General features: G+C 62.3%; 18 protein-coding genes, 5 tRNA genes and 2 pseudogenes. 14 read left to right on the forward strand and 11 right to left on the reverse strand.

Annotation, left to right across the window (positions count from 1 at the left end; genetic code table 11):
* Positions 1-21: 21 nt before the first annotated feature.
* The 3 genes from FW789_RS00990 to FW789_RS01000 all read right to left on the reverse strand — a co-directional run bounded on the left by FW789_RS00990 (position 22) and on the right by FW789_RS01000 (position 2,045).
* Positions 22-450 (reverse strand): organic hydroperoxide resistance protein, encoded by a 429-nt coding sequence (locus FW789_RS00990; RefSeq protein ID WP_446430778.1) that lies wholly within the window; start codon positions 448-450, stop codon positions 22-24.
* Positions 451-578: 128 nt separating this feature from the next.
* Positions 579-1,034: a MarR family winged helix-turn-helix transcriptional regulator gene (locus FW789_RS00995; protein WP_103438150.1), complete on the reverse strand. Its 456-nt coding sequence runs from the start codon at positions 1,032-1,034 to the stop codon at positions 579-581.
* Positions 1,035-1,091: 57 nt separating this feature from the next.
* A complete protein-coding gene (locus tag FW789_RS01000) occupies positions 1,092-2,045 on the reverse strand; it encodes a LysR substrate-binding domain-containing protein (protein ID WP_446430779.1) in 954 nt (317 codons plus the stop codon).
* Positions 2,046-2,157: 112 nt separating this feature from the next.
* Between FW789_RS01000 and FW789_RS01005 the strand changes: the two genes are divergently transcribed.
* Entirely contained in the window at positions 2,158-2,907 is a 750-nt protein-coding gene (locus tag FW789_RS01005; RefSeq protein ID WP_103438148.1) for a sulfite exporter TauE/SafE family protein, read from the forward strand.
* A gap of 45 nt (positions 2,908-2,952) precedes the next feature.
* On the opposite strand, the gene FW789_RS01010 is transcribed toward FW789_RS01005, so the two are convergent.
* Complete coding sequence (locus FW789_RS01010; RefSeq protein ID WP_101321563.1) at positions 2,953-4,299, reverse strand: class II 3-deoxy-7-phosphoheptulonate synthase; 1,347 nt, start codon at positions 4,297-4,299, stop codon at positions 2,953-2,955.
* Positions 4,300-4,419: 120 nt separating this feature from the next.
* Here FW789_RS01010 and FW789_RS01015 point away from each other — a divergent pair, with 120 nt between their 5' ends.
* A complete protein-coding gene (locus tag FW789_RS01015; protein ID WP_101321561.1) occupies positions 4,420-5,175 on the forward strand; it encodes a spermidine synthase in 756 nt (251 codons plus the stop codon).
* Positions 5,176-5,512: 337 nt separating this feature from the next.
* Positions 5,513-7,241: pseudogene (locus tag FW789_RS01020) on the forward strand (DEAD/DEAH box helicase).
* Positions 7,242-7,307: 66 nt separating this feature from the next.
* Here FW789_RS01020 and FW789_RS01025 read toward each other — a convergent pair.
* Complete coding sequence (locus tag FW789_RS01025) at positions 7,308-8,075, reverse strand: DODA-type extradiol aromatic ring-opening family dioxygenase (RefSeq protein WP_186700082.1); 768 nt, start codon at positions 8,073-8,075, stop codon at positions 7,308-7,310.
* 102 nt (positions 8,076-8,177) lie between these two features.
* Here FW789_RS01025 and FW789_RS01030 point away from each other — a divergent pair, with 102 nt between their 5' ends.
* The gene (locus FW789_RS01030) at positions 8,178-8,828 is read left to right on the forward strand and encodes a thiopurine S-methyltransferase (RefSeq protein WP_446430780.1); all 651 of its coding nucleotides are present in this window, start codon (positions 8,178-8,180) and stop codon (positions 8,826-8,828) included.
* A gap of 57 nt (positions 8,829-8,885) precedes the next feature.
* Here the strand turns inward: FW789_RS01030 and htpX are convergent, their stop codons facing one another.
* A complete protein-coding gene (gene htpX, locus FW789_RS01035; protein ID WP_101321555.1) occupies positions 8,886-9,773 on the reverse strand; it encodes a protease HtpX in 888 nt (295 codons plus the stop codon).
* A gap of 218 nt (positions 9,774-9,991) precedes the next feature.
* Positions 9,992-11,203 carry a pyridoxal phosphate-dependent aminotransferase gene (locus FW789_RS01040; RefSeq protein WP_101321553.1) on the reverse strand — a complete coding sequence of 404 codons (1,212 nt, stop codon included), beginning with the start codon at positions 11,201-11,203 and terminating at the stop codon, positions 9,992-9,994.
* Between the two features lie 169 nt (positions 11,204-11,372).
* Here FW789_RS01040 and msrB point away from each other — a divergent pair, with 169 nt between their 5' ends.
* Positions 11,373-11,768, forward strand: a complete 396-nt coding sequence (gene msrB, locus FW789_RS01045; RefSeq protein ID WP_101321551.1) for a peptide-methionine (R)-S-oxide reductase MsrB — start codon at positions 11,373-11,375, stop codon at positions 11,766-11,768.
* Between the two features lie 13 nt (positions 11,769-11,781).
* A complete protein-coding gene (locus FW789_RS01050) occupies positions 11,782-12,270 on the forward strand; it encodes a glutathione peroxidase (protein ID WP_103438144.1) in 489 nt (162 codons plus the stop codon).
* Here the strand turns inward: FW789_RS01050 and FW789_RS01055 are convergent.
* Positions 12,260-14,616: pseudogene (locus tag FW789_RS01055) on the reverse strand (response regulator). The gene FW789_RS01050 and the pseudogene FW789_RS01055 overlap by 11 nt on opposite strands.
* Positions 14,617-14,693: 77 nt before the next feature.
* On the opposite strand from FW789_RS01055, the gene FW789_RS01060 reads away from it, so the two are divergent.
* Entirely contained in the window at positions 14,694-15,581 is an 888-nt protein-coding gene (locus FW789_RS01060; protein ID WP_103438142.1) for an ATP-binding protein, read from the forward strand.
* Between the two features lies 1 nt (position 15,582).
* A complete protein-coding gene (locus tag FW789_RS01065; RefSeq protein ID WP_103438141.1) occupies positions 15,583-16,065 on the forward strand; it encodes a GAF domain-containing protein in 483 nt (160 codons plus the stop codon).
* Between the two features lie 60 nt (positions 16,066-16,125).
* On the opposite strand, the gene FW789_RS01070 is transcribed toward FW789_RS01065, so the two are convergent.
* On the reverse strand, positions 16,126-16,893 hold the full coding sequence (locus FW789_RS01070) for a hypothetical protein (protein ID WP_103438140.1): 768 nt from the start codon (positions 16,891-16,893) through the stop codon (positions 16,126-16,128).
* 369 nt (positions 16,894-17,262) lie between these two features.
* On the opposite strand from FW789_RS01070, the gene FW789_RS01075 reads away from it, so the two are divergent.
* The 5 genes from FW789_RS01075 (at position 17,263) to FW789_RS01095 (ending at position 17,814) form a co-directional block, all read left to right on the forward strand.
* A tRNA-Glu gene (locus tag FW789_RS01075) sits at positions 17,263-17,338 on the forward strand.
* Positions 17,339-17,340: 2 nt separating this feature from the next.
* A tRNA-Gly gene (locus FW789_RS01080) sits at positions 17,341-17,416 on the forward strand.
* Positions 17,417-17,499: 83 nt separating this feature from the next.
* Positions 17,500-17,575, forward strand: a tRNA-Glu gene (locus FW789_RS01085).
* A gap of 3 nt (positions 17,576-17,578) precedes the next feature.
* Positions 17,579-17,654, forward strand: a tRNA-Gly gene (locus FW789_RS01090).
* 84 nt (positions 17,655-17,738) lie between these two features.
* Positions 17,739-17,814, forward strand: a tRNA-Gly gene (locus FW789_RS01095).
* Between the two features lie 262 nt (positions 17,815-18,076).
* Here the strand turns inward: FW789_RS01095 and FW789_RS01100 are convergent.
* Positions 18,077-18,490, reverse strand: a complete 414-nt coding sequence (locus tag FW789_RS01100; protein WP_103438139.1) for a PA2817 family protein — start codon at positions 18,488-18,490, stop codon at positions 18,077-18,079.
* Between the two features lie 108 nt (positions 18,491-18,598).
* On the reverse strand, positions 18,599-21,046 hold the full coding sequence (locus FW789_RS01105; protein WP_446430781.1) for an acyl-CoA dehydrogenase: 2,448 nt from the start codon (positions 21,044-21,046) through the stop codon (positions 18,599-18,601).
* Between the two features lie 222 nt (positions 21,047-21,268).
* On the opposite strand from FW789_RS01105, the gene FW789_RS01110 reads away from it, so the two are divergent.
* On the forward strand, positions 21,269-21,892 hold the full coding sequence (locus FW789_RS01110; RefSeq protein ID WP_103438137.1) for a glutathione S-transferase: 624 nt from the start codon (positions 21,269-21,271) through the stop codon (positions 21,890-21,892).
* The last annotated feature ends 122 nt before the right edge of the window (positions 21,893-22,014 follow it).

The raw sequence follows: 22,014 nt of genomic DNA on the forward strand, positions 1-22,014 counted from the left end.
TTTTTTATGCCTGAAGATTACTCAGACGTTCACATGCAAGCGTACATCGACGTTGCCGCGGGTGGCATTGGAGTACGGGCAGACCTGGTGTGCCTTGTCGACCAGTTCCTGCGCTGCGGTTTGTTCCAGGCCGGGCAGGTTGATCTCCAGGTCGATGTCCAGGCCAAAGCCGCCGGGAATCTGGCCGATGCCGACCTTGGCGGTGATCGAGGTGTCTGCTGGCAACGGCTGCTTGGCCTGGCCCGCGACGAACTTCAGGGCACCGATGAAGCAGGCCGAGTAGCCGGCAGCGAACAGCTGCTCGGGATTGCTGCCTTCGCCGCCGGCGCCGCCGAGCTCTTTCGGCGTGCTCAGTTTGACTTCGAGCTTGCCGTCGTCCGAGCGGGATTTGCCATCACGACCACCGGTAGAAGTGGCTTGGGCAATGTACAGCGGAGTGACTTTTTGCATGACTAGCCTCGCGTAAAGTGCTGCGCGCCGTAGCGCTGGTTGGTGTGGGATTTAAATTAGCGCGCAATTAGTTTGCGCGCAAGATAAATTACTAGCCGTTTGTCGGGACGGCTGTCCCAGCGTATTCGCTATACGGCTTTTTGCAGGCTGGCGCGCAGGTCCAACAGCTCGGACTGCAACTGCTGGAGCCGCTCCAGGCTGCGCCCGCTGGCCTGCAGAATGCACTGCGGCACGCGCTTGGCATCCTCATGCAGGGCATGGCCCTTGTCGGTCAGTTGCACCAGCACCACCCGCTCATCCTCGCGGCTGCGGGTGCGCTTGAGCAGGCCCTCGCTTTCCAGGCGTTTGAGCAGCGGGGTCAGCGAGCCAGGGTCGGTCAGCAGGCGATTGCTGATTTCACCTACGGTCAGGCCGTCCTGCTCCCACAACACCAGCATCGCCAGGTATTGCGGATAGGTCAGGCCCAGCGCCTGCAGCAAGGGCTTGTAAACCTTGGTCATCAGCAACGAGGTCGAGTGCAGGGCAAAACAGACCTGGTTGTTCAGCAGCAGCTCGTCGCAGGGGGCTTTAGTGTCGGCGTTCATGCAGGTCCTTGAATTCTTCAGATTTAAAATCTAGCACGCTGATAGCTGGCGCGCTCACTACCAGCGTAATTCGCTGCGCAGGGCAAGATCCCACGGCGGCAACGGACTGAACCGGCTCTTGAGGAATTCGAGCAGCAAGCGACTGCGAGAGTTCGTTTGATGTTCCAGGCGTAATGCATAGATACCACTGGTCTCGGCTGCAGGCAGGCCGTTTTGACAGAATAACGGCACCAGGTCGCCGCGCAGCAGGTGCTCGCTGATCAGCCAGGTCGGCAGGTGCGCCACGCCCAAACCGGCCAGGGCGCCGCACAGCAGGGTCTCAGCGTTGTTGGCCGACATGCGCATGCGGCTGGGCCGATACAGGCGCAGTTGGCCGTCGACGTTGAAGCGCCAGGCAAACGGTGGCGCCAGGCCGTCCCAGTCGAGGCCGTCGTGCGCTGGTAGTTCGCTGGGGCAGTTGGGCAGGCCACGGTTGGTCAGATACGCCGGGCTGGCGCAGGCCACGCGGACCATATAGGCCAGTGGTGTAGCAACCAGCCGGGTGTCGGCCAAGGGGCCGGCGCGCAACACCAGATCGACCTCGCCCAGGTGGCTGCCGTGCAGGTCGACGAAGCTGTCGATCAGGCGCAGGCGCACGTCCAGCCCGGGATACGCCGCGAGAAAGTCGGCAATCGCCGGGGCCAGGTGCAGGCGGCCGAAGGCGGCCGGGGCATCGATGCGGATCAGCCCCTCAGGGGCGTTGCTCAGCGAGACCGCTTCGGCGCGGGCCAGGCGCAGCTCTTCGATGATGCGCCGGGCGCGTTCGGCAAAGGCCTTGCCGGCGGGTGTCACGCGTACGGCATGGGTGCTGCGCACGAACAGCCGGCTGCCCACTGCTGCCTCGAGACTGTCGATGCGCCGAGCCACGGCTGATGGGGTCAGGGGATGGCGCCTGGACGCGGCGGAAAAGCTGCCGGTGTCGAGCACGTCGAGGAACAGGCTCAGCTGTTCGGTAAGGGCATCGGGGTTCATTCAGGCTCTGCTTGTGCGAGATGCGCAAAGCCATTGTGCGCTGCTGTGCGTTTCCCTACCAGCCGGCAATGGTTAGCATGTACACATTGTGTAACAGGCAGATGAGGCCCTGATGATCGAGTGGTTGCTGTATATCGTACTGGGCGCTGCATTGGGCACGGTGGGCGGGTTGTTCGGCATCGGTGGCGGCTTGATTGCGATCCCGGCGCTGGGCGTGCTGTTTGGTCTGGACCAACAACTCGCGCAAGGCACCGCGCTGGTGATGGTGGTACCAAATGTGCTGCTGGCGCTGTGGCGCTACAACCAGCGCAATCGCATCGAACTGCGCTACGCCTTGCCGTTGTCGCTGTGCAGTCTGCTGTTTGCCTGGCTGGGCTCGATCTGGGCGGTCGGCATCGATGCCCATTCGATGCGCCTGGGCTTTGTCGGCTTTTTGCTGGCGTTGGTGGTGTGGAACCTGGCGCGGATGTTCATGCGCACCGCACCGGCCAGCAGCCAATTGCGTTATCCGTGGCCGTGGCTGGGTGTGCTCGGCTGTTTTGCCGGAACCATGGGCGGGCTGTTCGGAGTTGGCGGCGCGGTGGTTGCCACACCGGTACTGACCAGTGTGTTCGGCACCACTCAGGTGGTTGCCCAGGGCCTGTCGCTGGCATTGGCGGCACCGAGCACCTCGGTGACTTTGCTCACCTACGGCCTGCACCACAGTGTTGACTGGCAGATGGGCGCTGCCCTGGCCGTGGGCGGGCTGCTCAGCATCAGTTGGGGCGTGAAGCTCGCGCACGCCTTGCCCGAGCGCGTGCTGCGCATGATGTTCTGTGGCTTTTTGGTGGTGTGCGCCGTGCTGCTGGCTTACGAGCTGTAAGTCGGTCGCGCAGTCACTGGCTGGCAGTGACTGCGCGCGAGCAGGTCAGCGACGGACCTGCTTGAGGGTTTCGGCGATGAGGAATGCCAGCTCCAGTGACTGGTCGGCATTCAGCCGTGGGTCACAGTGGGTGTGGTAGCGATCGGACAAGCCGTCTTCGGTTATCGGTCGCGCACCGCCAATGCACTCGGTGACGTTCTGCCCGGTCATCTCGATGTGAATGCCGCCAGCGTACGAGCCTTCGGCCTGATGAACCTGGAAGAAGTGCTTCACCTCATCGAGGATCTGCGCAAAGTCGCGAGTCTTGTAGCCGCTGCTGGCCTTGATCGTGTTGGCGTGCATCGGGTCGCAGCTCCACAGCACCTGGCGGCCTTCGCGCTCTACCGTACGGATCAGCCCCGGCAGGTGTGTGCCGACCTTGCCTGCGCCCATGCGCACGATCAGGTTCAGGCGGCCTGGATCGTTGCTCGGGTTGAGCACATCGATCAGCCGAATCAACTCCTCAGGGTCCATGCTTGGGCCGACCTTAACCCCGATCGGGTTGTGCACACCGCGCAGGAATTCGACATGCGCGCCATCGAGCTGGCGGGTGCGATCGCCGATCCACAACATGTGCGCCGAGCAGTCATAGAAATCGCCGGTCAGGCTGTCGCTGCGCACAAACGCTTGTTCGTAGTTCAGCAGCAGCGCTTCGTGGGCGGTAAAGAAGCTGGTTTCGCGCAGCTGCGGCGCGCTGTCCAGGCCACAGGCGCGCATGAACGCCAGGGTCTCGTCGATGCGGTCGGCGAGCTGGTGGTACTTGTCGGCCAGGGCTGAGTTGGCGATGAAGTCGAGGTTCCACTTGTGCACCTGATGCAGGTCGGCAAAACCGCCCTGGGCAAACGCGCGCAGCAGGTTGAGGCTGGCGGTGGACTGGTGGTACGCCTGCAGCAGGCGCTCGGGGTCGGGGATGCGGCTGGGTGCGTCGAAGCCAATGCCGTTGACGATGTCGCCGCGGTACGCTGGCAAGGTCACCTGGCCAATGGTCTCGTCACCGGCCGAACGCGGCTTGGCGAACTGCCCGGCCATGCGCCCGACCTTGACCACCGGGCAACCGGCCGCAAAGGTCATGACAATGGCCATCTGCAGCAGCACCTTGAAGGTGTCGCGGATCTTCGCGGCGGAAAACTCGGCAAAGCTCTCGGCGCAATCGCCGCCCTGCAGCAGAAATGCCCGACCCTGGGTGACCTCGGCGAATTGCCGGCGCAGCTCGCGCGCTTCACCGGCAAACACCAGCGGCGGATAGCTGGCGAGGGTCTGCTCGACCTTGGCCAGATGCGCGGCATCGGGGTAGCTCGGCTGCTGCTGGATGGGCAGGGCACGCCAGCTTTCGGGGCTCCAGGGTTGGTTCATCACGGGCTCGTTATTGGCTGTTAGGGGCAATGGCTCATGGTATCAGGTGGCGGCGTGCTTGTTGCACCGCAGGCATTGACGGACAATGGCGGTTTTGTGCGCGGTGCAGCGGGAGTGGTAATGACTAACGAGCGGGAAGAGCGGCTGCTGGCTCGGGTCGAGGATGCCTATGGCATCGTCAGCGTTTACGAGGTCGAGGATTATCGTTTTCTCGAATTCGGTGAGGCCATCGAGCAAAGCTGCGTGTTTACCGCTGACCCTAGCTGGCTTGAATACGACTACACCCGGGCGATGCTGATCGGCGCGCTGTGCCATGAGCTGCCCGAGAGCGCGCTGTTTCTCGGCCTGGGGGCCGGTACGCTGACCCAGGCGTGCCTGAAGTTCCTGCCGTTGGATGACGTCGAAGCCATTGAGCTACGCCCGGATGTACCGCGGCTGGCCATGGAATACCTCGGTCTGGACGATGACCCGCGGCTGTATGTGCGCATTGGTGATGCGGTCGAGTTGCTGCCGACGGCCGAGAAGGCTGACCTGATCTTTGTCGACCTGTATACCGACCATGGGCCGGGAGTGGCGCATCTGGCCTGGAATTTCCTCGAGCAGTGTCAGCAGCAGCTAAACCCAGGCGGTTGGCTGGTGATCAACCAGTGGGCCGGCGATGACGGCAAGCCGCTGGGTGCGGCGCTGCTGCGTGGGCTCTACCACCGGCATTATTGGGAGCTGCCGGTGAAGGAGGGCAATGTCGTGGTGCTGGTGCCAGCCGAATTCGATCAGGAATTGCAGATCGACGAGTTGCGCGCGCGGGCCGAGGCGCTGGCGCCGCAGTTGGGGTATAGCCTTGAGTACCTGATCAAGGCGATTCGCCCGGCGACCTGAGGCCGTGGGGCGCAAAGCGCCCCCAAAAATCGCCGCTCCACTGCAAATCACGCATCCCTGCCGAGAGCTAAAGCCCAACCGATTCAGCCTCAACCCCCCACATCACCACGCCCCAGAAAAAAATCTCACCGCAATCAAGGATTTCGGGTATAGTACGCGCCGGTCTTTTAGCGGGCCGCAAAATCAGGTGGTGCAAATCCTCCGAGTCCAGCTTCGGCTGCACGTCCGCTAGTCGGACCTTCTCAAGTATTTCTTTTTCAATCGTTTTCGCAAATCCCCGCCGCCAAAACTGCCTGGGTGACCTTTGGGTCTTTCAAGGCATGTGCAGTTTTGGAGCATGGGTCTTTGCGGATGCACATAGAGGCAGACCCATGACCCAGGAAACCGGCGGATTCGCCGCTCTCGGACTTAACCCGAACATTGTTGCTGCTGTAATGGCCACCGGCTACGAAGAGCCGTCCGCCATTCAGCATCAGTCGATCCCGATCATCCTCGACGGTCATGACATGATCGGCCAGGCGCAGACCGGCACCGGTAAAACCGCTGCCTTCGCTCTGCCGATCCTGAATCGCATCGATGTGAGCAAGCGCGAACCGCAAGCCCTGATCCTGGCGCCAACCCGTGAGTTGGCGCTGCAAGTTGCTACCGCATTCGAAACCTACGCCAAACAAACGCCGGGTATCAATGTAGTGGCTGTGTACGGTGGCGCCCCGATGGGCCCACAGCTGCGTGCCATTCGCAATGGTGCTCAGATCGTCGTAGCGACCCCAGGCCGTCTGTGCGACCACCTGCGTCGCGACGAGAAAGTCCTGTCGACTGTTCAGCACCTGGTGCTGGACGAAGCCGACGAGATGCTCAAGCTGGGCTTCATGGACGACCTCGAAGTCATCTTCGAGGCCCTGCCGCCGACTCGCCAGACCGTGCTGTTCTCTGCGACCCTGCCGTCGTCGATCCGCAGCATTGCCGAACGTCACCTGCGTGACCCGAAGCACGTCAAGATCCAGAGCAAGACTCAGACTGTAACCGCGATCGATCAGGCTCACCTGATGGTTCACGCTGACCAGAAGATCGCTGCTGTCCTGCGTCTGCTGGAAGTCGAAGAGTTCGATGCCCTGATCGCCTTCGTGCGTACCAAGCAAGCCACTCTGGATCTGGCCGCTGCCCTTGAAGCCAAAGGCTACAAGGCTGCCGCGCTGAACGGCGACATCGCCCAGAACCAGCGTGAGCGCGTGATCGAGTCGCTCAAGGATGGCCGTCTGGACATCGTTGTCGCTACCGACGTCGCTGCCCGTGGTCTGGACGTACCGCGCATCACCCACGTATTCAACGTGGACATGCCGTACGACCCAGAGTCCTACGTGCACCGTATCGGCCGTACTGGCCGTGCCGGTCGCGAAGGCCGTGCACTGCTGCTGGTGACTCCACGTGAGCGCCGCATGCTGCAGGTTATCGAGCGTGTGACCGGTCAGAAAGTTGCTGAAGCCCGTCTGCCTGGCCCACAAGCTGTGCTCGATGCGCGCATCAAGAAGCTGACCGCAAGCCTGGCGCCACTGGTAGCCGAAGCAGAAACCACCCACGGCGACCTGTTCGACCGCCTGACCGCTTCGCTGGAATGCACCCCGCGTGCCCTGGCTTCGGCCCTGCTGAGCAAAGCCACCAACGGTCAGCCGCTGGACCTGGCTTCGGTTGAGCGCGAGCAGCCGCTGGTACCAACTGGTGCCCCGCGTGGCGAGCGTACCGAGCGTAGCGACCGCCCTGATCGTGGCGAGCGCAGCAGCAGCGACCGTGGCGACCGTGAGCGCCGTGCGCCAATGCCACTGGCCGAAGGCCGTGTGCGTTGCCGTACCGCTCTGGGTGCTCGTGACGGCATCGCCGCCAAGAACCTGCTCGGCGCGATCCTCAACGAAGGCGGCCTGGCCCGCGATGCTATCGGCCGTATCCAGGTACGCGACAGCTTCAGCCTGGTCGAGCTGCCGGAAGATGGTCTGGAGCGTCTGCTGACCAAGCTCAAGGACACCCGCGTAGCCGGTAAGCAGCTCAAGCTGCGCCGCTATCGCGAGGATTGATCCTGGCGCACTAAAAAAAATCCCCGATTGATTCGGGGATTTTTTTTGCCTGACAAACGCCCAGGCTCAATCGAAGCGATAGATGTCCATGCCCAGCGCGCCGTGGGTGAAGCCTTGATGGACCACGCCAAGGCGCGCCCCTGCACCCATCGCAAAAAACAACGGCAGCAGATGCTCGTCGCTCGGGTGGTTACGCACCGCGTGCGGTGCCTGGCGCCGGTAGTCGAGCAAGGCAGGGCGGTCATCCGCCTCCAGCCTGGCCACGACCCAGTCGCGAAACGCCAGCGCCCAGGGCTCTACAGCATCTGGCCCAGCGTGCCAGTCCAGCTCGCCGAGGTTATGGGTGATGCTGCCTGAGCCGATCAGCAGGATGCCGTCTGCGCGCAACGCGGCAAGTGCCTGACCGACGCGCAGTTGCAGCTCAGGCCCGGCGTGGCTGGGCAGCGACACCTGTACTACGGGAATATCGGCCTCGCGGTACATCAGCGACAGCGGTACCCAAGCTCCATGGTCGAGCGGGCGCTGGTCATCAAGCCGCGCCGGCAGGCCGGCAGCGCTCAGTTGCTGGCTGATCTGACTGGCCAGCTCGGGCGCACCCGGTGCGGGATATTCAACGGCATACAGCGCTGGCGGGAAGCCACCGAAGTCGTGCCAGGTCGCTGGCTGCGGGTTGCTCATGATCAGAAGCTCGCGGCTCTCCCAATGGGCCGAGACCAGTACGATGGCTTTAGGTCGAGGCAGCTCGCGGGCCAGTCTGGCCAGGGCCGGCCCGCTGGCGCCAGGTTGCAGGGCCAACATTGGAGAGCCGTGGGAAATAAACAGGCTGGGCAACATGGCGGTGGTCCTGAAGGCTAAGATGAGGCCATCTTCGAGTAGATTCAGATCGTCTTCCAATATAAGTTTTTGCAGTGACTGATCGAAAAACCAGGAGGAAGCATGCAGGCTGCGTTTTGGCACAAGAAGTGGGCAGACAATCAGATCGGTTTTCACCAGAGCCAGGTAAATCCCTATTTGCAGGCGCACTGGCCGGCCCTGCAACTGGCGCCTGGTAGCCGGGTATTGGTGCCGCTGTGTGGCAAGAGCCTGGATCTGCTCTGGCTCGCCGGGCAGGGCCATCAGGTGCGTGGGGTAGAGCTGTCCGCTCAGGCAATCGAGGCGTTTTTTGCCGGCAATGGGCTGCAGCCTGAGGTGTCTCGCCAGGGCCAGTTCGAGGTCTGGCGCAGCGGGGAAATCGAGCTTTGGTGTGGCGATATCTTCGACTTGCAGGCGGCTGACCTGGCCGAGTGCGCCGGGCTGTATGACCGTGCGGCGCTGATTGCCTTGCCGCAGGAAATGCGTAGCAGCTATCTGCAGTTGCTTGGCAACGGCTTGCCAGCTGGCGCCCAGGGCTTGCTGGTGACCCTTGAGTACGATCAGACACGCATCGACGGTCCGCCGTTTTCAGTGGCTGAGCGTGAAGTGCGGGAAGGCTATGCAGGTTGGCAGGTCGATGCGCTGGAGACTCAGCAGATCATTGCCGAAAGCCCTAAGTACAGTCAGGCCGGCCTGAGCAGCTTGTTGGAGAGGGTGTATCACTTGCACCGCTGAAGCGGTCCGAGATGTAACGTGCCGGGCCGCTGCAGTTGGCAGCGGCCCGGCGGGTTATCAACCGCGTTGGCGCAGCGCTTCGATACGCTCTTCCAGCGGCGGGTGGCTCATCAGCAGGCCAGCCAGGCCCTGCTTGAGGCCGCCATTGATGCCGAAGGCCTTCAGCGTGTCGGGCATATGCACCGGCATGCCTTGCTCGACGCGCAGGCGCTGCAGGGCTGCGATCATGGCGCCGGTGCCGGCCAGGCGGGCGCCGGCTTCGTCGGCGCGGTACTCGCGGCGGCGCGAGAACCACATGACGATCATGCTCGCCAGAATACCCAGGATCAGCTCGGCAACGATGGTCGCGACGTAGTAGGCGATACCGCGGCCTTCTTCGTTCTTGAAGATCACCTTGTCGACAAAGTTGCCGATGATCCGCGCAAAGAACATGACAAAGGTGTTGACCACGCCCTGCACCAGCGCCAGGGTGACCATGTCACCGTTGGCGACGTGGCCGATTTCGTGGGCCAGGACCGCGCGGACTTCATCGGGTGAGAAGCGCTCGAGCAAGCCTTGCGACACGGCGACCAAGGCGTCGTTGCGGTTCCAGCCGGTAGCAAAGGCATTGGCCTCGTAAGCCGGGAAGATACCCACCTCGGGCATCTTGATGCCGGCTTCGCGGGACAGCTCTTCGACCGTCTGCAACAGCCATTGCTCATGGCGGGTGCGGGGCTGGGTGATGATCTGCGTGCCGGTGCTCATCTTCGCCATCCACTTGGAGATGAACAGCGAGATCAGCGAGCCGGCGAAGCCGAACACGGCGCAGAAGACCAGCAACTGGCCGAGGTCGAGGTCAACCCCATTGGCGGCCATGAACCCATTGAAGCCGAACAGGCTCAGGGTAATGCTTGCAACCAGCACCACCGCAAGGTTGGTGGCTACAAACAACAGAATGCGCATCATGGTTGTTACGTTCTCCTGACGGATGAAAATTTTGCTGACTGCGGGGTATATAAGGGGGCTGTCGCGCTGATTCAACCGGGCGACTATTTCAAACTGTGTAGCGCGGAGTATGGCAGAGGAATTTCGCCCAGCTGTAGGCGAGAGCGTTGCAGGATGTAAGGGGAATTCCGCACCCGTAGACGGGACCGCAGCGCGGCCCCGTCATGCTCAAGGCTGGATCACTGCTGGTAGGTGCGCAGGAAGTTGCCGATGCGGCCGATGGCCTGCTCCAGGTCATCCACGCGCGGCAGCGTAACCACCCGGAAGTGGTCCGGCCACGGCCAGTTGAACGCAGTGCCCTGGACGATCAGCAGCTTCTCGGAGAGCAGCAGGTCGAGGGCAAACTTCTCGTCGTTGAGGATAGGGCAGACCTTCGGGTCGATCCGCGGGAACGCATACAGCGCGCCCATCGGCTTGACGCAGCTGACACCCGGGATGTCGTTGAGCAGCTCGTAGGTCCGGTTGCGCTGCTCGAGCAGGCGGCCTGGCGGCAGGATCAAGTCATTGATGCTCTGGTAACCACCCAGGGCGGTCTGGATCGCATGCTGGGCCGGCACGTTGGCGCACAGGCGCATGTTGGCCAGCATGTCGATGCCTTCGATGTAGCTCTGGGCGTTGTGCTTGGGCCCGGAGATGATCAGCCAGCCGGAGCGGAAGCCCGCCACTCGGTACGACTTGGACAGGCCGTTGAAGGTCAGGCAGAGCAGGTCCGGGGCGAGCGCGGCGGTGCTTATGTGCACGGCTTCGTCGTAGAGGATCTTGTCGTAGATCTCATCGGAGAACACCACCAGGTTGTGCTGGCGAGCCAGTTCGAGCATGCCCAGCAGCATCTCTTTGGAGTACACCGCGCCGGTGGGGTTGTTCGGGTTGATGATCACCAGCGCCTTGGTATTGGGGGTGATCTTGGCCTTGATGTCGGCCAGGTCCGGGAACCAGTCGGCCTGCTCGTCGCACAGGTAATGCACCGGATTGCCGCCGGCCAGGCTTACTGCGGCGGTCCACAGCGGGTAGTCCGGTGCCGGGATGAGCACTTCGTCGCCATTGTTGAGCAACGCCTGCATCGACATCACGATCAGCTCGGAGACGCCGTTGCCAAGGTAGATGTCCTCGATGGTGACGCCTTCGATTTCTTTTTGCTGGCAGTACTGCATGACTGCCTTGCGCGCGCTGAACAGGCCTTTGGAGTCGCTGTAGCCCTGGGCGGTCGGCAGATTGCGGATCACGTCCTGAAGGATTTCATCCGGCGCCTCGAAGCCAAACGGCGCCGGGTTGCCGATGTTCAGCTTGAGGATGCGGTGGCCTTCCTCTTCCAGGCGTTTGGCGTGCTTGAGCACAGGGCCGCGAATGTCGTAGCAGACATTGGCGAGCTTGTTCGATTTGCTGAACTGCATGATGTGATCCCGATTGAGAAGTCGCGGACGCGTCGCCGTCGAAAGGTTTGTAAGGGCGCGGCGCGGGTGCCAGACTTGGAGCCTTGCGCACGAAGCCAACTAATATACGTGCCACCCGCGCCGTGGAAAAGCCGGTGCGAGGTGAAATTCAGCCTGCCGAGGTGACAACATGCAAAAGATCGACAAAACCCTGGATGAATGGCGCGCCATGCTCGACCCCGAGCAGTATCAGGTGTGTCGCCTGAAAGGCACCGAGCGCCCGTTCAGCGGCAAGTACAACAGCCACAAGGCCGACGGTGTGTACACCTGCATCTGTTGCAACGCTGACCTGTTCGACTCGACCACCAAGTTCGATTCCGGCTGTGGCTGGCCAAGCTTCTATGCGCCGATTGCCGACAGCGCGATGATCGAAATCCGTGACACGACCCACGGCATGATCCGTACCGAAGTCACCTGCGCCCAGTGCGATGCGCACTTGGGCCATGTGTTCCCTGACGGCCCGCCACCGACTGGGCTGCGCTACTGCATCAACTCGGTGTGCCTGGACTTCAAGCCGCGTGACTGACCGGAGAGCGACCATGGACGATTCTTTGCTGAACATCCCCTGCGTGACCTTGAGCGGCGAGCACAAGCTGCTCGGCGACTTCGCCGGCAAGGCGCTGCTGGTGGTGAACACCGCCAGCCAGTGCGGCTTCACCCCGCAGTATCAGGGCCTGGAACAGCTATGGCGCGACTATCGCGGGCAGGGCCTGGTGGTGCTGGGCTTTCCCTGCAATCAGTTCGGCAAGCAGGAGCCCGGCGATGCCCGCGAAATCGCCTCGTTCTGCGAAGCACGCTTTGGCGTCAGCTTCCCGTTGATGCGTAAGATCGACGTCAACGGCCCAGGCACTCATCCGCTGTTCGTCGAGCTGAAAAAACGCGCGCCGGGCCTGCTTGGCACCGAGAAGGTCAAGTGGAACTTCACCAAGTTCCTGCTCGACCCGGTCAGCGGCAAGGTCACCCGCTTTGCTCCGACCACCAAACCGCAAGCGTTGCAGGCTGCGGTGGAGAAACTGCTCAACCGTTGAGCGGCACCCAGTGTTCGATCAGGGCGAGCAGGTCTTCGCGGCGAAACGGCTTGGCCAGGTAGTCATCCATGCCGGCGGCGCGGCAGCGCTCGCGCTCTTCCGGCATGGCGTTGGCGGTCAGGGCGACGATGGGTAATTGTTGCCAACGTCCGCTCTGGCGAATCCGCCGGCTGGCTTCGTAACCGTCCATGACCGGCATGTTGCAGTCCATCAGGACCATGTCGACGGTTTCCCGGTCGAGCATTTCCAGTGCCTCGGCACCTTGGCTGGCGACCAGCACCTGGCAGCCGAGCTTGCCCAGCATGCCCTTGGCCACTAGTTGATTGACTGGATTGTCTTCGACCAGCAGCACTCGTGCGCGGTGCTGGAGGGCGTTGGGCGAAGCCTGCACGGGGGCGGTGTTGGCCTGTTCGCCCTGGAGCATCCGCCGCAGCGCCTGGTAGAGCGCGTTGCGTGCCAACGGCCGAGCCAGCTGCACCAGCGGAGCCAGCTCGCCGGCGCGCTCGGAGGGGAGGAAGTTGCCGTAGGCTGTGACCAGCAGAATCGGCGCAGCGAATTGCGGGCGCAGCGCGAGCACTTGCTCGAGGTCATCGGTGATCAACAGCTCGAAGGCGCCTGGCTGCAGCGTGCTAGCGCTTTCGTGCTGTTGATAGTCCATGCCCCAGCCAGGCAAGTTGCTGCTCAGCAGCTCGGCCAGGCCACTGCCGGCCTTGCTCAGGGCCACCACGCGTCCACGCAGCGGCGCGGCGGGAATCGCTTCGGTGTGGGTCAGCAGCGGCAGGTCGGCGCTGAAACGGCTGCCAAAGCCTGCGGCTGACTGGATATGCAGGTGGCCTTGCATGGCTTTGCACAGGTTGCGCGTCAGGGCCAGGCCCAGGCCGGTGCCGCCGTACTGGCGGGTGATGCCGGCACCGGCCTGGGTGAACGGTTGAAAGATCCGTGCCTGGGCCTCTTCGGGGATGCCGATGCCGGTGTCGCAGACTTCCAGGCGTACGCCGCCGACAATTGGCGACAGGCGCACATCGACACGGCCAAAGCGGGTGAACTTGAGCGCATTGGACAGCAGATTGCTGACGATCTGGCGCACCCGCGTGGGGTCGCCGAGCACGGTACTGGGAAACTGGCTGGCTATCAGGCAGGTCAGCTCGACGTTGGCCGCGGCGTTCTGCGACAGCAGGTTGGCGGTGTCTTCGACCATCGCGCCGAGGTCGAACGGGATGCGCTCCAGCTCCAGCTGGCCGGCGTCGAATTTGGACAGGTCGAGGATATCGTTGAGCAGCTCGACCAGCACCTTGCCCGAATCATGGGCGATCGATAGCTGTTGGCGCTGCTCGGCCGGCAGGCCGCTGTCCAGGGCCAGCGAGATCATGCCCAGCATGCCGTTCAGCGGGGTGCGGATCTCGTGGCTCATGTTGGCCAGGAACGCCGCACGGGCCTGGGCCATTTCCAGGGCGCGGCGGCGTGCTTCTTCAAGGTCCTGGTTGGTCTGGCTGAGGCGATCGTTGCTTGCCTTGAGCTCGTTGGTGCGGGCCGAGACGCGGTCCTCCAGTTCGTTGAGGTAGTCGGTCAGGCGGTTTTCCGCGGCGCGACGCTGCTGGATCTCGGTGGCCATGCTGACGAACTGCCGATTGGCCACCTTGACCAGTACGCCGATTTCGTCCGACTCGTGCCCAGGAGGACACTCCACACGGGTCTGCTGGGGCTGGCGCGGGTCGCTGTTGCTCAACGCGGCAATCACCGTCACCAGTGGCTTGGTCAGCATCATGTAGAACAGCCCGAGGAGGATGCCGGTCAGCACCAGGCTGCGGGTAAAGCCGTTGAGCAAGGTCACCCATGCGCGCTCGAGAAAGCGCCCACCAAAGGTGTAGGTGTCGACGTCCAGGTACAGCGTGCCGAGGTAGTCCTTGGGCATCTGCGCCAGGTGCAGGCGCTCCTGAAACTGGCGTTGCTCGCCGAACAGAAAGTCGCTCAGGAGCCGGTAGCGGTCTTCCAGGCGCGGGCGCTGGACATCGGCCAGCACCGTGTCGTTGTTGTCGATCAGGCGCGCGCGGATCACCGCCGGCGATTGCAGCAGGCCGCCGGTCAGTTCCTGGGCAAGCTCGGTGTCGATGTTGTAGGCGATGCGCGAGGCGGGATTGTGGCTGATTTGCAGCAATGCCTGCACTTCGCGGTTGATAGACGCGTCTTCGCTGGCATAATCGATACCGATCTGGATGAGACTGAGCAATGTTCCCAGTATGAAGCCGACCAGGACAGTCAGCCGGGCTTGCTTGTAAGACAGACGATTGGTGAACTTTATATCCATGGATCCCAAGCCGGTTTCGCGCTCCTGCGCTGCGCAAGCATAGCCGATCAATCTCGGCAGCTGGTGGGTCTGTCAAACATTCAGCCTTTCCCTGAATCCGTTTTAACCAGGAGTCACCATGGACCCCCGCCTCACCGCCTTTCTCGAGCGCGCCGAATCGGTGCTCGCCCGGCTCGAGCCGCTGCTGCCCGCGCTGCGCCCGCAGATCGACTGGGACACCACCCTGGCTGCCCGTTGGCAGCGCGATGGCCGCAGCGGCTACCTGATGCCGCTGGAAGTCAGCCTGGACATGCGTCTGTCCGACCTGATCGGGGTCGACAAGCAGCGCGATCAACTCGGCCGCAACACCCATCAATTCATCAACGGCCTGCCTGCCAACCACGCTCTGCTGTGGGGCTCGCGTGGCACCGGCAAGTCGTCGCTGGTGCGCGCCTTGCTCGCCGAGCACGCCGGCGCCGGTCTGCGCTTGATCGAGATCGAGCGCGATCACCTGGCCGACTTGCCGCGGGTGGTCGAGCAGTTGAGCAAGCTCAAGCAGCGTTTCGTGCTGTTTTGCGATGACCTCTCGTTTGAAGCAGGCGAGGGCGACTACCGCGTGCTCAAGAGCGTGCTCGATGGCTCGCTGGAGCAGGCGCCGGACAACGTCCTGCTGTACGCCACCTCCAACCGCCGCCACCTAGTGCCAGAGAAACAGAGCGACAACGAAAACTGGAAGATGGTTGACGGCGAGCTGCACCCCAACGAGGCGGTGGAGGACAAGATCGCCTTGTCTGACCGCTTCGGCCTGTGGCTGTCGTTCTACCCGTTCACCCAGGAGCACTTCCTCGATGTGGTCGAGCACTGGATCGGCCAACTGGCCAGTACCGCCGGGTTGCAATGGCAGCGCGACGAAGCACTGGAAATTCTCGCCGTGCGCTGGGCCACCGGACGCGGTAATCGTAACGGCCGCTGTGCCTATCAGTTCGCCCGTTATTGGGTCGGCCTGCAATTGCTGGAGCAAAACTGAAATGATCGACCTCAATGCCAGTGGCGCAGGCCTGGACGGCTACCACCTGCTGGCCGCGCAAGCGCAGGCGCTGTTTGCCGACGAGCGCGACTTCATCGCCAATGCCGCGCAGTTCTCGGCATTCCTGTACAGCCAGCTGGATGACCTGAACTGGGCCGGCTTCTATATCAACCGTGACGAAGAGCTGGTACTTGGCCCATTCCAGGGGCAAGTGGCCTGCGTGCGCATTCCCTTCGGCAAGGGCGTGTGCGGTGCGGCTGCAGCTAGCCGGCAGACCCAGCGGGTGGAAGACGTGCACGCGTTTCCCGGGCATATCGCCTGTGACAGTGCATCGCAGAGCGAACTGGTGATTCCGCTGGTGAAGGAGGGCAGGCTGATTGGCGTGCTCGACCTCGACAGTCCCAGGCTTGCGCGTTTCAGTGAGGCCGATCAGATGGGGCTGGAGCGATTGGCGGCGATCTTTCTGGAATTGACCGACTGCTGAAAACGACAAGGGGCCTGATCAGGCCCCTTGTGCTGTGTTGCAACCGATGCAGCATGCCAATCAGTCGTAGATGACCTTTTTCTTCCAGGTCTCTTCCTCGTCGGTCTTGAGGCCTTCGGTCAACTCATTGTTGTCGCTCTCGGCAGGCTCCATCTGGTCCAGCACCATAGCGTTGGCGCGGGCCAGCAGCTTCTCCAAGTAGGTCAACTGCTCTTCATACTGCTTGGGCTCCTGCTGCTTGCGCAGGTACTGCACGCCGCGCTCGAAGGCCAACCGCGCCTGACCAGGCTGATTTTGCTGGAGTGCCTGCTGGCCGAGGTTGTTGAAGAACTCGATGTGCAGCAGCACCAGGATATGGCGGATTTCCTTGACCCAGTACTTGCCCTCGTTGCTGGCCAGGAAGCCTTCCTGGGTGGCACGCACGATCTGGTTGTGCAGTGCTTCCAGCAGGAAACGCACATCCTTGGCTTTGACTTCGGTCTGGATCGGGCTCGGTGGGTTGTTCACCGGCAGCTTGTCGCCCAGCGCAATCAAACCTTCCAGCTCGGCCAGGCGTGCTTTCAGGGGGGCGCTGTTCTTGTCCACCGCCAGCTGGCGCTGCGTGACGTTGTGTTCCAGGCGCGTCATCAACAGCTTCAGCGCCGGGCTCATCAGCTGCCCGGGGAACGTCTCGTTGATTTCGCCGCAGCGGCGTGCGCGCTCGGCCAGCTCGATTTTCAGCCGTGCGCGTTCGAGCTTGCTGTTCTCGACCACATTGTTGAGGTAGCCGATGACGATCAGCAGGGCAATGCCGGCAACGATGAGCAGAGTGATCAGAAGTGGTGTCACCGTTAACGCCTCATGAATAAGTTTTGCTGCAATGAGTGTAGTGAGTTCGCTGGAGGGCGAACAGTGCAGCTTGGCGGACGCCAGGCACGATGCCTGTATCCTGTGTCGGCCTGCACGGCAAAAACTGCAGCGCGGCTGATCGCTAGTGGCACTTTGCTGCGAGCTTGCCGGGCTGCTGTCAAAAAATCAACGCCAATCCCCGGACGCTACCTATATAGCTGCGCAGCCAGCGGCGAAGTCATTGATTTCAATAAATTTATACAAAGGGGTTGACGGCTTTCGAAGGCATCCCTAGAATGCGCGCCACTTGCAGCGGAAAGCTAACCGCTAGATGCAGCAAGTCAGTAATAAATAGTGAAGATGTAGCGTGTCCCCTTCGTCTAGTGGCCTAGGACACCGCCCTTTCACGGCGGTAACAGGGGTTCGAGTCCCCTAGGGGACGCCATTGCGGGAATAGCTCAGTTGGTAGAGCACGACCTTGCCAAGGTCGGGGTCGCGAGTTCGAGTCTCGTTTCCCGCTCCAGTTTTCAGGGTTTTGCCTCACGGCAGGGCTCGAAAAAAAGAAATCCAGGGCTTGTACCTGGTGCGCTGCAAAGCGTCGGCATTGTCCCCTTCGTCTAGTGGCCTAGGACATCGCCCTTTCACGGCGGTAACAGGGGTTCGAGTCCCCTAGGGGACGCCATTTGCGGGAATAGCTCAGTTGGTAGAGCACGACCTTGCCAAGGTCGGGGTCGCGAGTTCGAGTCTCGTTTCCCGCTCCAGTTTAAAAGCTGTGGCGTTCATGACGGTACAGGGTAGTGAAGGGTTTCGTGCTGCTTCACACCATCAGCAGTTTGCTTCACCCCGCGGGAATAGCTCAGTTGGTAGAGCACGACCTTGCCAAGGTCGGGGTCGCGAGTTCGAGTCTCGTTTCCCGCTCCAATTTGAAAACGCCACTTCGTTTGAAGTGGCGTTTTTTTTGGCTGCGATTTAGGCCTGTTGCGTGAACGGTACTTCAACGATGCACGGAGCCGTGTCTGGCACTGGCAATCAGGCTGGCACCGCAGGCAGTCTTCATGCCATCGAGTGCGACAAGGGTGCCGTTGATACGGTAAGAAAGTATTAGTAGCAAGGGGAGTAGAGCAGTGAGAAATCACTGCTCTATTTGTATGAGACTGGAGTCAGCAAGCCGCACGTGGGGCTATCAGTGCTGCGTATCCCCCGGCGCCGCCTGGCTAAGCAGGCGCTTCTCCATGTGCCAATCAAACGGCTCATCGTTCTCTTCTGCCTCGAAGCGGCGCTCTTCCAGTGTCTGATACAAATCCAGCTCGTCATCAGGCATGAAATGCAGGCAGTCACCGCCGAAGAACCACAGCAGGTCACGGGGGACCAAGTGGGCGATCTGCGGGTAGCGTTGGATAACCTGGCAGAGCAGGTCCTGGCCCAGGTACTGGCTTTCCAGTGGATCTTGCGGCAGCAGGGTCAGCAGCTCGTCGAAGCGCTCGAGAAACAGCGCGTGGCTTTCATCCGGCACTTGCTCGGCTTCGCCCAGGGCCACCAGGATGGTGCGCAGATGTTGGAGCAGTTGCAGGTGATACTCCAGGTGGGTGTTGGCCATGAGCAGATTCCTCGGGGGTTGGCTGAAACGGGGCGCGGAGTATACGCCTGAATGCCGCCTCAGGCGACCCAACGCCGTGCCGAAGCACGACGCTGGGCCCCGTTGCCCTTAACGCACTTTTTCGGCAGTTGGCAGCAGTTGCTCTTTGTCGAAGGCGTCAACGTCGATCACCACCCGTCGCGCTGCTTCAGCGGCGTGCAGGCGTTGACCTTCGTCAGGCTGCAACACGCCGGCAGTGACCGCTGCATCGATCACTGACTGACCAGGCGCTGGTGCGACCTTGCCCTGCTTGATCGCTTGATGCAGGGTTTTGTGCAGCGGTGCTGCGTCGTCGAGCAGGTCACAGGCGTGCTGCAGGGCAGCGACCGGATCACCTTGGCTATCCGGGCGGTAGCAACCGGCGAGCAGCTCTTCCAGTGCCGGATCGCCTTTGCCGCGGCCGATCAACTCGGCAACTTCGGCGTCGAGGGCATCACTCGGCCCGGTGTGCTGGCGGCCGAAGGGGAACACCAGCACGCGCAGGGCGCAGCCGACGAAGCGGTTGGGGAAGTTGTCGAGCAGGCTGTCCAGTGCGTGCTCGGCCTTGCCCAGGCTTTCTTCCATGGCCCAGCGCAGCAGCGGCTGCAGGTATTCAGGCGAGCCTTGATCGTGGTAGCGCTTGAGTGCGGCGGAGGCGAGGTAGAGGTAGCTGAGCACATCGCCCAGGCGTGCACTGAGCCGTTCACGGCGTTTCAGCGCGCCGCCCAGCAGCATCATCGACAGGTCGGCAAGCAGGGCAAAGGCTGCGGCCTGGCGGTTGAGGGCGCGGAAGTAGCCTTGGCTGAGGGCATCGCCGGGGACGCGCTCGAAGCGGCCCAGACCAAGCCCAAGTACCAGCGTGCTGGCGGCGTTGCCGACGGCGAAGCCGATGTGTTTGAGCAGCAGCGCATCGAACTCTTTGAGCGCCTGGTCGCGGTCTTCGCGGCCGGCCAGGGCCATTTCCTTGAGCACGAACGGATGACAGCGGATCGCGCCCTGGCCAAAGATCATCAGGTTGCGCGAAAGGATGTTGGCGCCTTCGACGGTGATGAAGATCGGCGCGCCTTGCCAGTTGCGGCCCAGGTAGTTGTTCGGGCCCATGATGATGCCTTTGCCACCATGCACGTCCATGGCGTGCTGGATGCACTCGCGGCCACGTTCGGTGAGGTGGTACTTGAGGATCGCCGACAATACCGAGGGTTTCTCGCCGAGGTCGACAGCCTTGGCCGTCAGCAGGCGGGCGCTGTCCATCAGCCAGGCGTTGCCGCCAATGCGTGCCAGCGATTCCTGAATGCCTTCAAACGCCGCCAGCGGCACGTTGAACTGTTCGCGTACGCGAGCGTACTGGCCAGTCACCAGACTGGTGTACTTGGCGGCGCCAGTGCCGACCGCAGGCAGCGAAATCGAGCGGCCTACCGACAGGCAGTTCATCAGCATCATCCAGCCCTTGCCGAGCATTTCCTGGCCACCGATCAGGTAGCTCAAGGGGATAAAGACGTCCTTGCCGCTGTTGGGGCCGTTCATGAAGGCGGCGCCCAGTGGCAGGTGGCGTTTGCCGATATCGACGCCGGGGGTGTCGGTCGGGATCAGGGCCAGGCTGATGCCCAGTTCTTCCCGGTCGCCGAGCAAATGCTCCGGGTCATAGGCCTTGAAGGCCAGGCCGAGCAGGGTGGCGACGGGGCCGAGGGTGATGTAGCGCTTTTCCCAGTTCAAGCGCAGGCCGAGCACTTGTTCGCCTTGCCAGTCACCCTTGCAGATGATGCCGGTGTCGGGCATGGCGCCGGCATCGGAGCCAGCCAGTGGGCCGGTCAGGGCGAAGCAGGGGATCTCGTCACCGCGCGCCAGCCGCGGCAGGTAATGGTTGCGTTGTTCGTCGGTGCCGTAGTGCAGCAGCAGTTCGGCCGGGCCGAGCGAGTTGGGCACCATCACCGTTGAGGCCAGGTCGCCGCTGCGGGTGGCCAGTTTCATCGCGACCTGGGAATGGGCATAGGCCGAGAAGCCTTTGCCGCCGTATTCCTTGGGGATGATCAGGGCGAAGAAGCCATGCGCCTTGATATGCGCCCAGGCCGCAGGCGGCAGGTCGAGGTCCTGGCCGATCTGCCAGTCGCTGACCAGCGCGCACAGCTCGTTGGTCGGGCCGTCGATGAACGCCTGTTCTTCTTCTGTGAGCTTCGGTGCGGGGTAGTCGAGCAGGGTGTTCCAGTTCGGTTGCCCGCTGAACAGCTGGCCGTCCCACCACACCGTGCCGGCGTCGATCGCTTCGCGCTCGGTCTGCGACATCGGCGGCAGGGTTTTCTGGAACCAGCTGAACACGCGCCCGGTAAACACCTTGCGCCGCCAGTCAGGCAGCACCAGCAGGGCGGTGATCGCCGCCAGCGGCAGCCAGATCAGCACCAGTAACCAGCCCGGTGCACTGCTGAAGATTCCCATCAGCAAGGTATAGGCGGCAACGATGCCGATGATCTGCAAAGGCGGCAAGCGCCGGTGCGTGAGATATGCCGCACCAATCAGCAGCACCACCAACCACAACAGCAACATAGGTCTTCCTCCTTGGAAGCTTGGGCTTGGGCCGACCCCACAGAGCTTAGCCGGCATCTGCCGAACGGCCTCGTCTGTTCAGTGACAGGACATGACCTTGGGAGTTCGCCAGGTTGATGTCAACGCATGTGTCGTGAACGACTGTGATACGACAACACCCGCCCATAAGCGTGCTCGGCTGGAGTAGACTGATGCGTCTATTGCATACACAGGGAGCTTGCCATGCTGAAGATCTGGGGCCGTAAAAATTCGAGCAATGTGCGCAAGGCACTGTGGATTGCCCACGAGCTCGGGCTGGAGTTCCAGGCCATCGATGCTGGCGGCGCCTTTGGTGTGGTCAACGACCCTGAATATCGCGCGCGCAACCCTAACGGCCTGGTGCCGATGCTCGAAGATGACGACCTGGTGCTGTGGGAGTCCAACACCATCGTCCGCTACCTGTGCGCCGAGTACGGCCGCGAGCAGGGCTGGTATCTGGAAGACCCGCGCCAGCGAGCGCTGGCGGATAAATGGATGGACTGGACCACGTCAGCCCTGGCCACGCCGTTCCGGCCGCTGTTCTGGGGCATCCTGCGCACGCCCGAGGAGCAACGCGACTGGGTGGCGATCAACGCCGCGCTAAAGTCCTGTGGCAATCTGCTGACGATCGCCGATGAGACCTTGGCCAGGCAACCGTACTTGTCCGGCGAGCAGATCGGCATGGGTGACATTCCCCTGGGCTGTTTCGCCTACGCCTGGTTCGAGATGCCCATCGAGCGCCCTGAGTTGCCCCATCTGCAGGCCTGGTATGAGCGCCTCAAGGCGCGGCCGGCCTATCAAGCGGCGGTAATGACCGCGCTGACCTGATCGAACACCTGTGCGCTTTCGATAGTCACTATCAATGCACATGACTGTACTTGTGTGGCCCTGGCTTGCACCATGGCCGCACTCACTGCGCCAGTGACCTGATCTGGCGTGTCCTGAACCTC

Source organism: Pseudomonas sp. 1121_17 (genome assembly GCF_052850745.1).

Bases quoted from the DNA above. Each gene is read 5' to 3' on its own strand.
- FW789_RS00990 (WP_446430778.1), bottom strand. From the start codon at position 450: ATGCAAAAAGTCACTCCGCTGTACATTGCCCAAGCCACTTCTACCGGT.
- FW789_RS00995 (WP_103438150.1), bottom strand. From the start codon at position 1,034: ATGAACGCCGACACTAAAGCCCCCTGCGACGAGCTGCTGCTGAACAAC.
- FW789_RS01000 (WP_446430779.1), bottom strand. From the start codon at position 2,045: ATGAACCCCGATGCCCTTACCGAACAGCTGAGCCTGTTCCTCGACGTG.
- FW789_RS01005 (WP_103438148.1), top strand. From the start codon at position 2,158: ATGATCGAGTGGTTGCTGTATATCGTACTGGGCGCTGCATTGGGCACG.
- FW789_RS01010 (WP_101321563.1), bottom strand. From the start codon at position 4,299: ATGAACCAACCCTGGAGCCCCGAAAGCTGGCGTGCCCTGCCCATCCAG.
- FW789_RS01015 (WP_101321561.1), top strand. From the start codon at position 4,420: ATGACTAACGAGCGGGAAGAGCGGCTGCTGGCTCGGGTCGAGGATGCC.
- FW789_RS01025 (WP_186700082.1), bottom strand. From the start codon at position 8,075: ATGTTGCCCAGCCTGTTTATTTCCCACGGCTCTCCAATGTTGGCCCTG.
- FW789_RS01030 (WP_446430780.1), top strand. From the start codon at position 8,178: ATGCAGGCTGCGTTTTGGCACAAGAAGTGGGCAGACAATCAGATCGGT.
- htpX (WP_101321555.1), bottom strand. From the start codon at position 9,773: ATGATGCGCATTCTGTTGTTTGTAGCCACCAACCTTGCGGTGGTGCTG.
- FW789_RS01040 (WP_101321553.1), bottom strand. From the start codon at position 11,203: ATGCAGTTCAGCAAATCGAACAAGCTCGCCAATGTCTGCTACGACATT.
- msrB (WP_101321551.1), top strand. From the start codon at position 11,373: ATGCAAAAGATCGACAAAACCCTGGATGAATGGCGCGCCATGCTCGAC.
- FW789_RS01050 (WP_103438144.1), top strand. From the start codon at position 11,782: ATGGACGATTCTTTGCTGAACATCCCCTGCGTGACCTTGAGCGGCGAG.
- FW789_RS01060 (WP_103438142.1), top strand. From the start codon at position 14,694: ATGGACCCCCGCCTCACCGCCTTTCTCGAGCGCGCCGAATCGGTGCTC.
- FW789_RS01065 (WP_103438141.1), top strand. From the start codon at position 15,583: ATGATCGACCTCAATGCCAGTGGCGCAGGCCTGGACGGCTACCACCTG.
- FW789_RS01100 (WP_103438139.1), bottom strand. From the start codon at position 18,490: ATGGCCAACACCCACCTGGAGTATCACCTGCAACTGCTCCAACATCTG.
- FW789_RS01105 (WP_446430781.1), bottom strand. From the start codon at position 21,046: ATGTTGCTGTTGTGGTTGGTGGTGCTGCTGATTGGTGCGGCATATCTC.
- FW789_RS01110 (WP_103438137.1), top strand. From the start codon at position 21,269: ATGCTGAAGATCTGGGGCCGTAAAAATTCGAGCAATGTGCGCAAGGCA.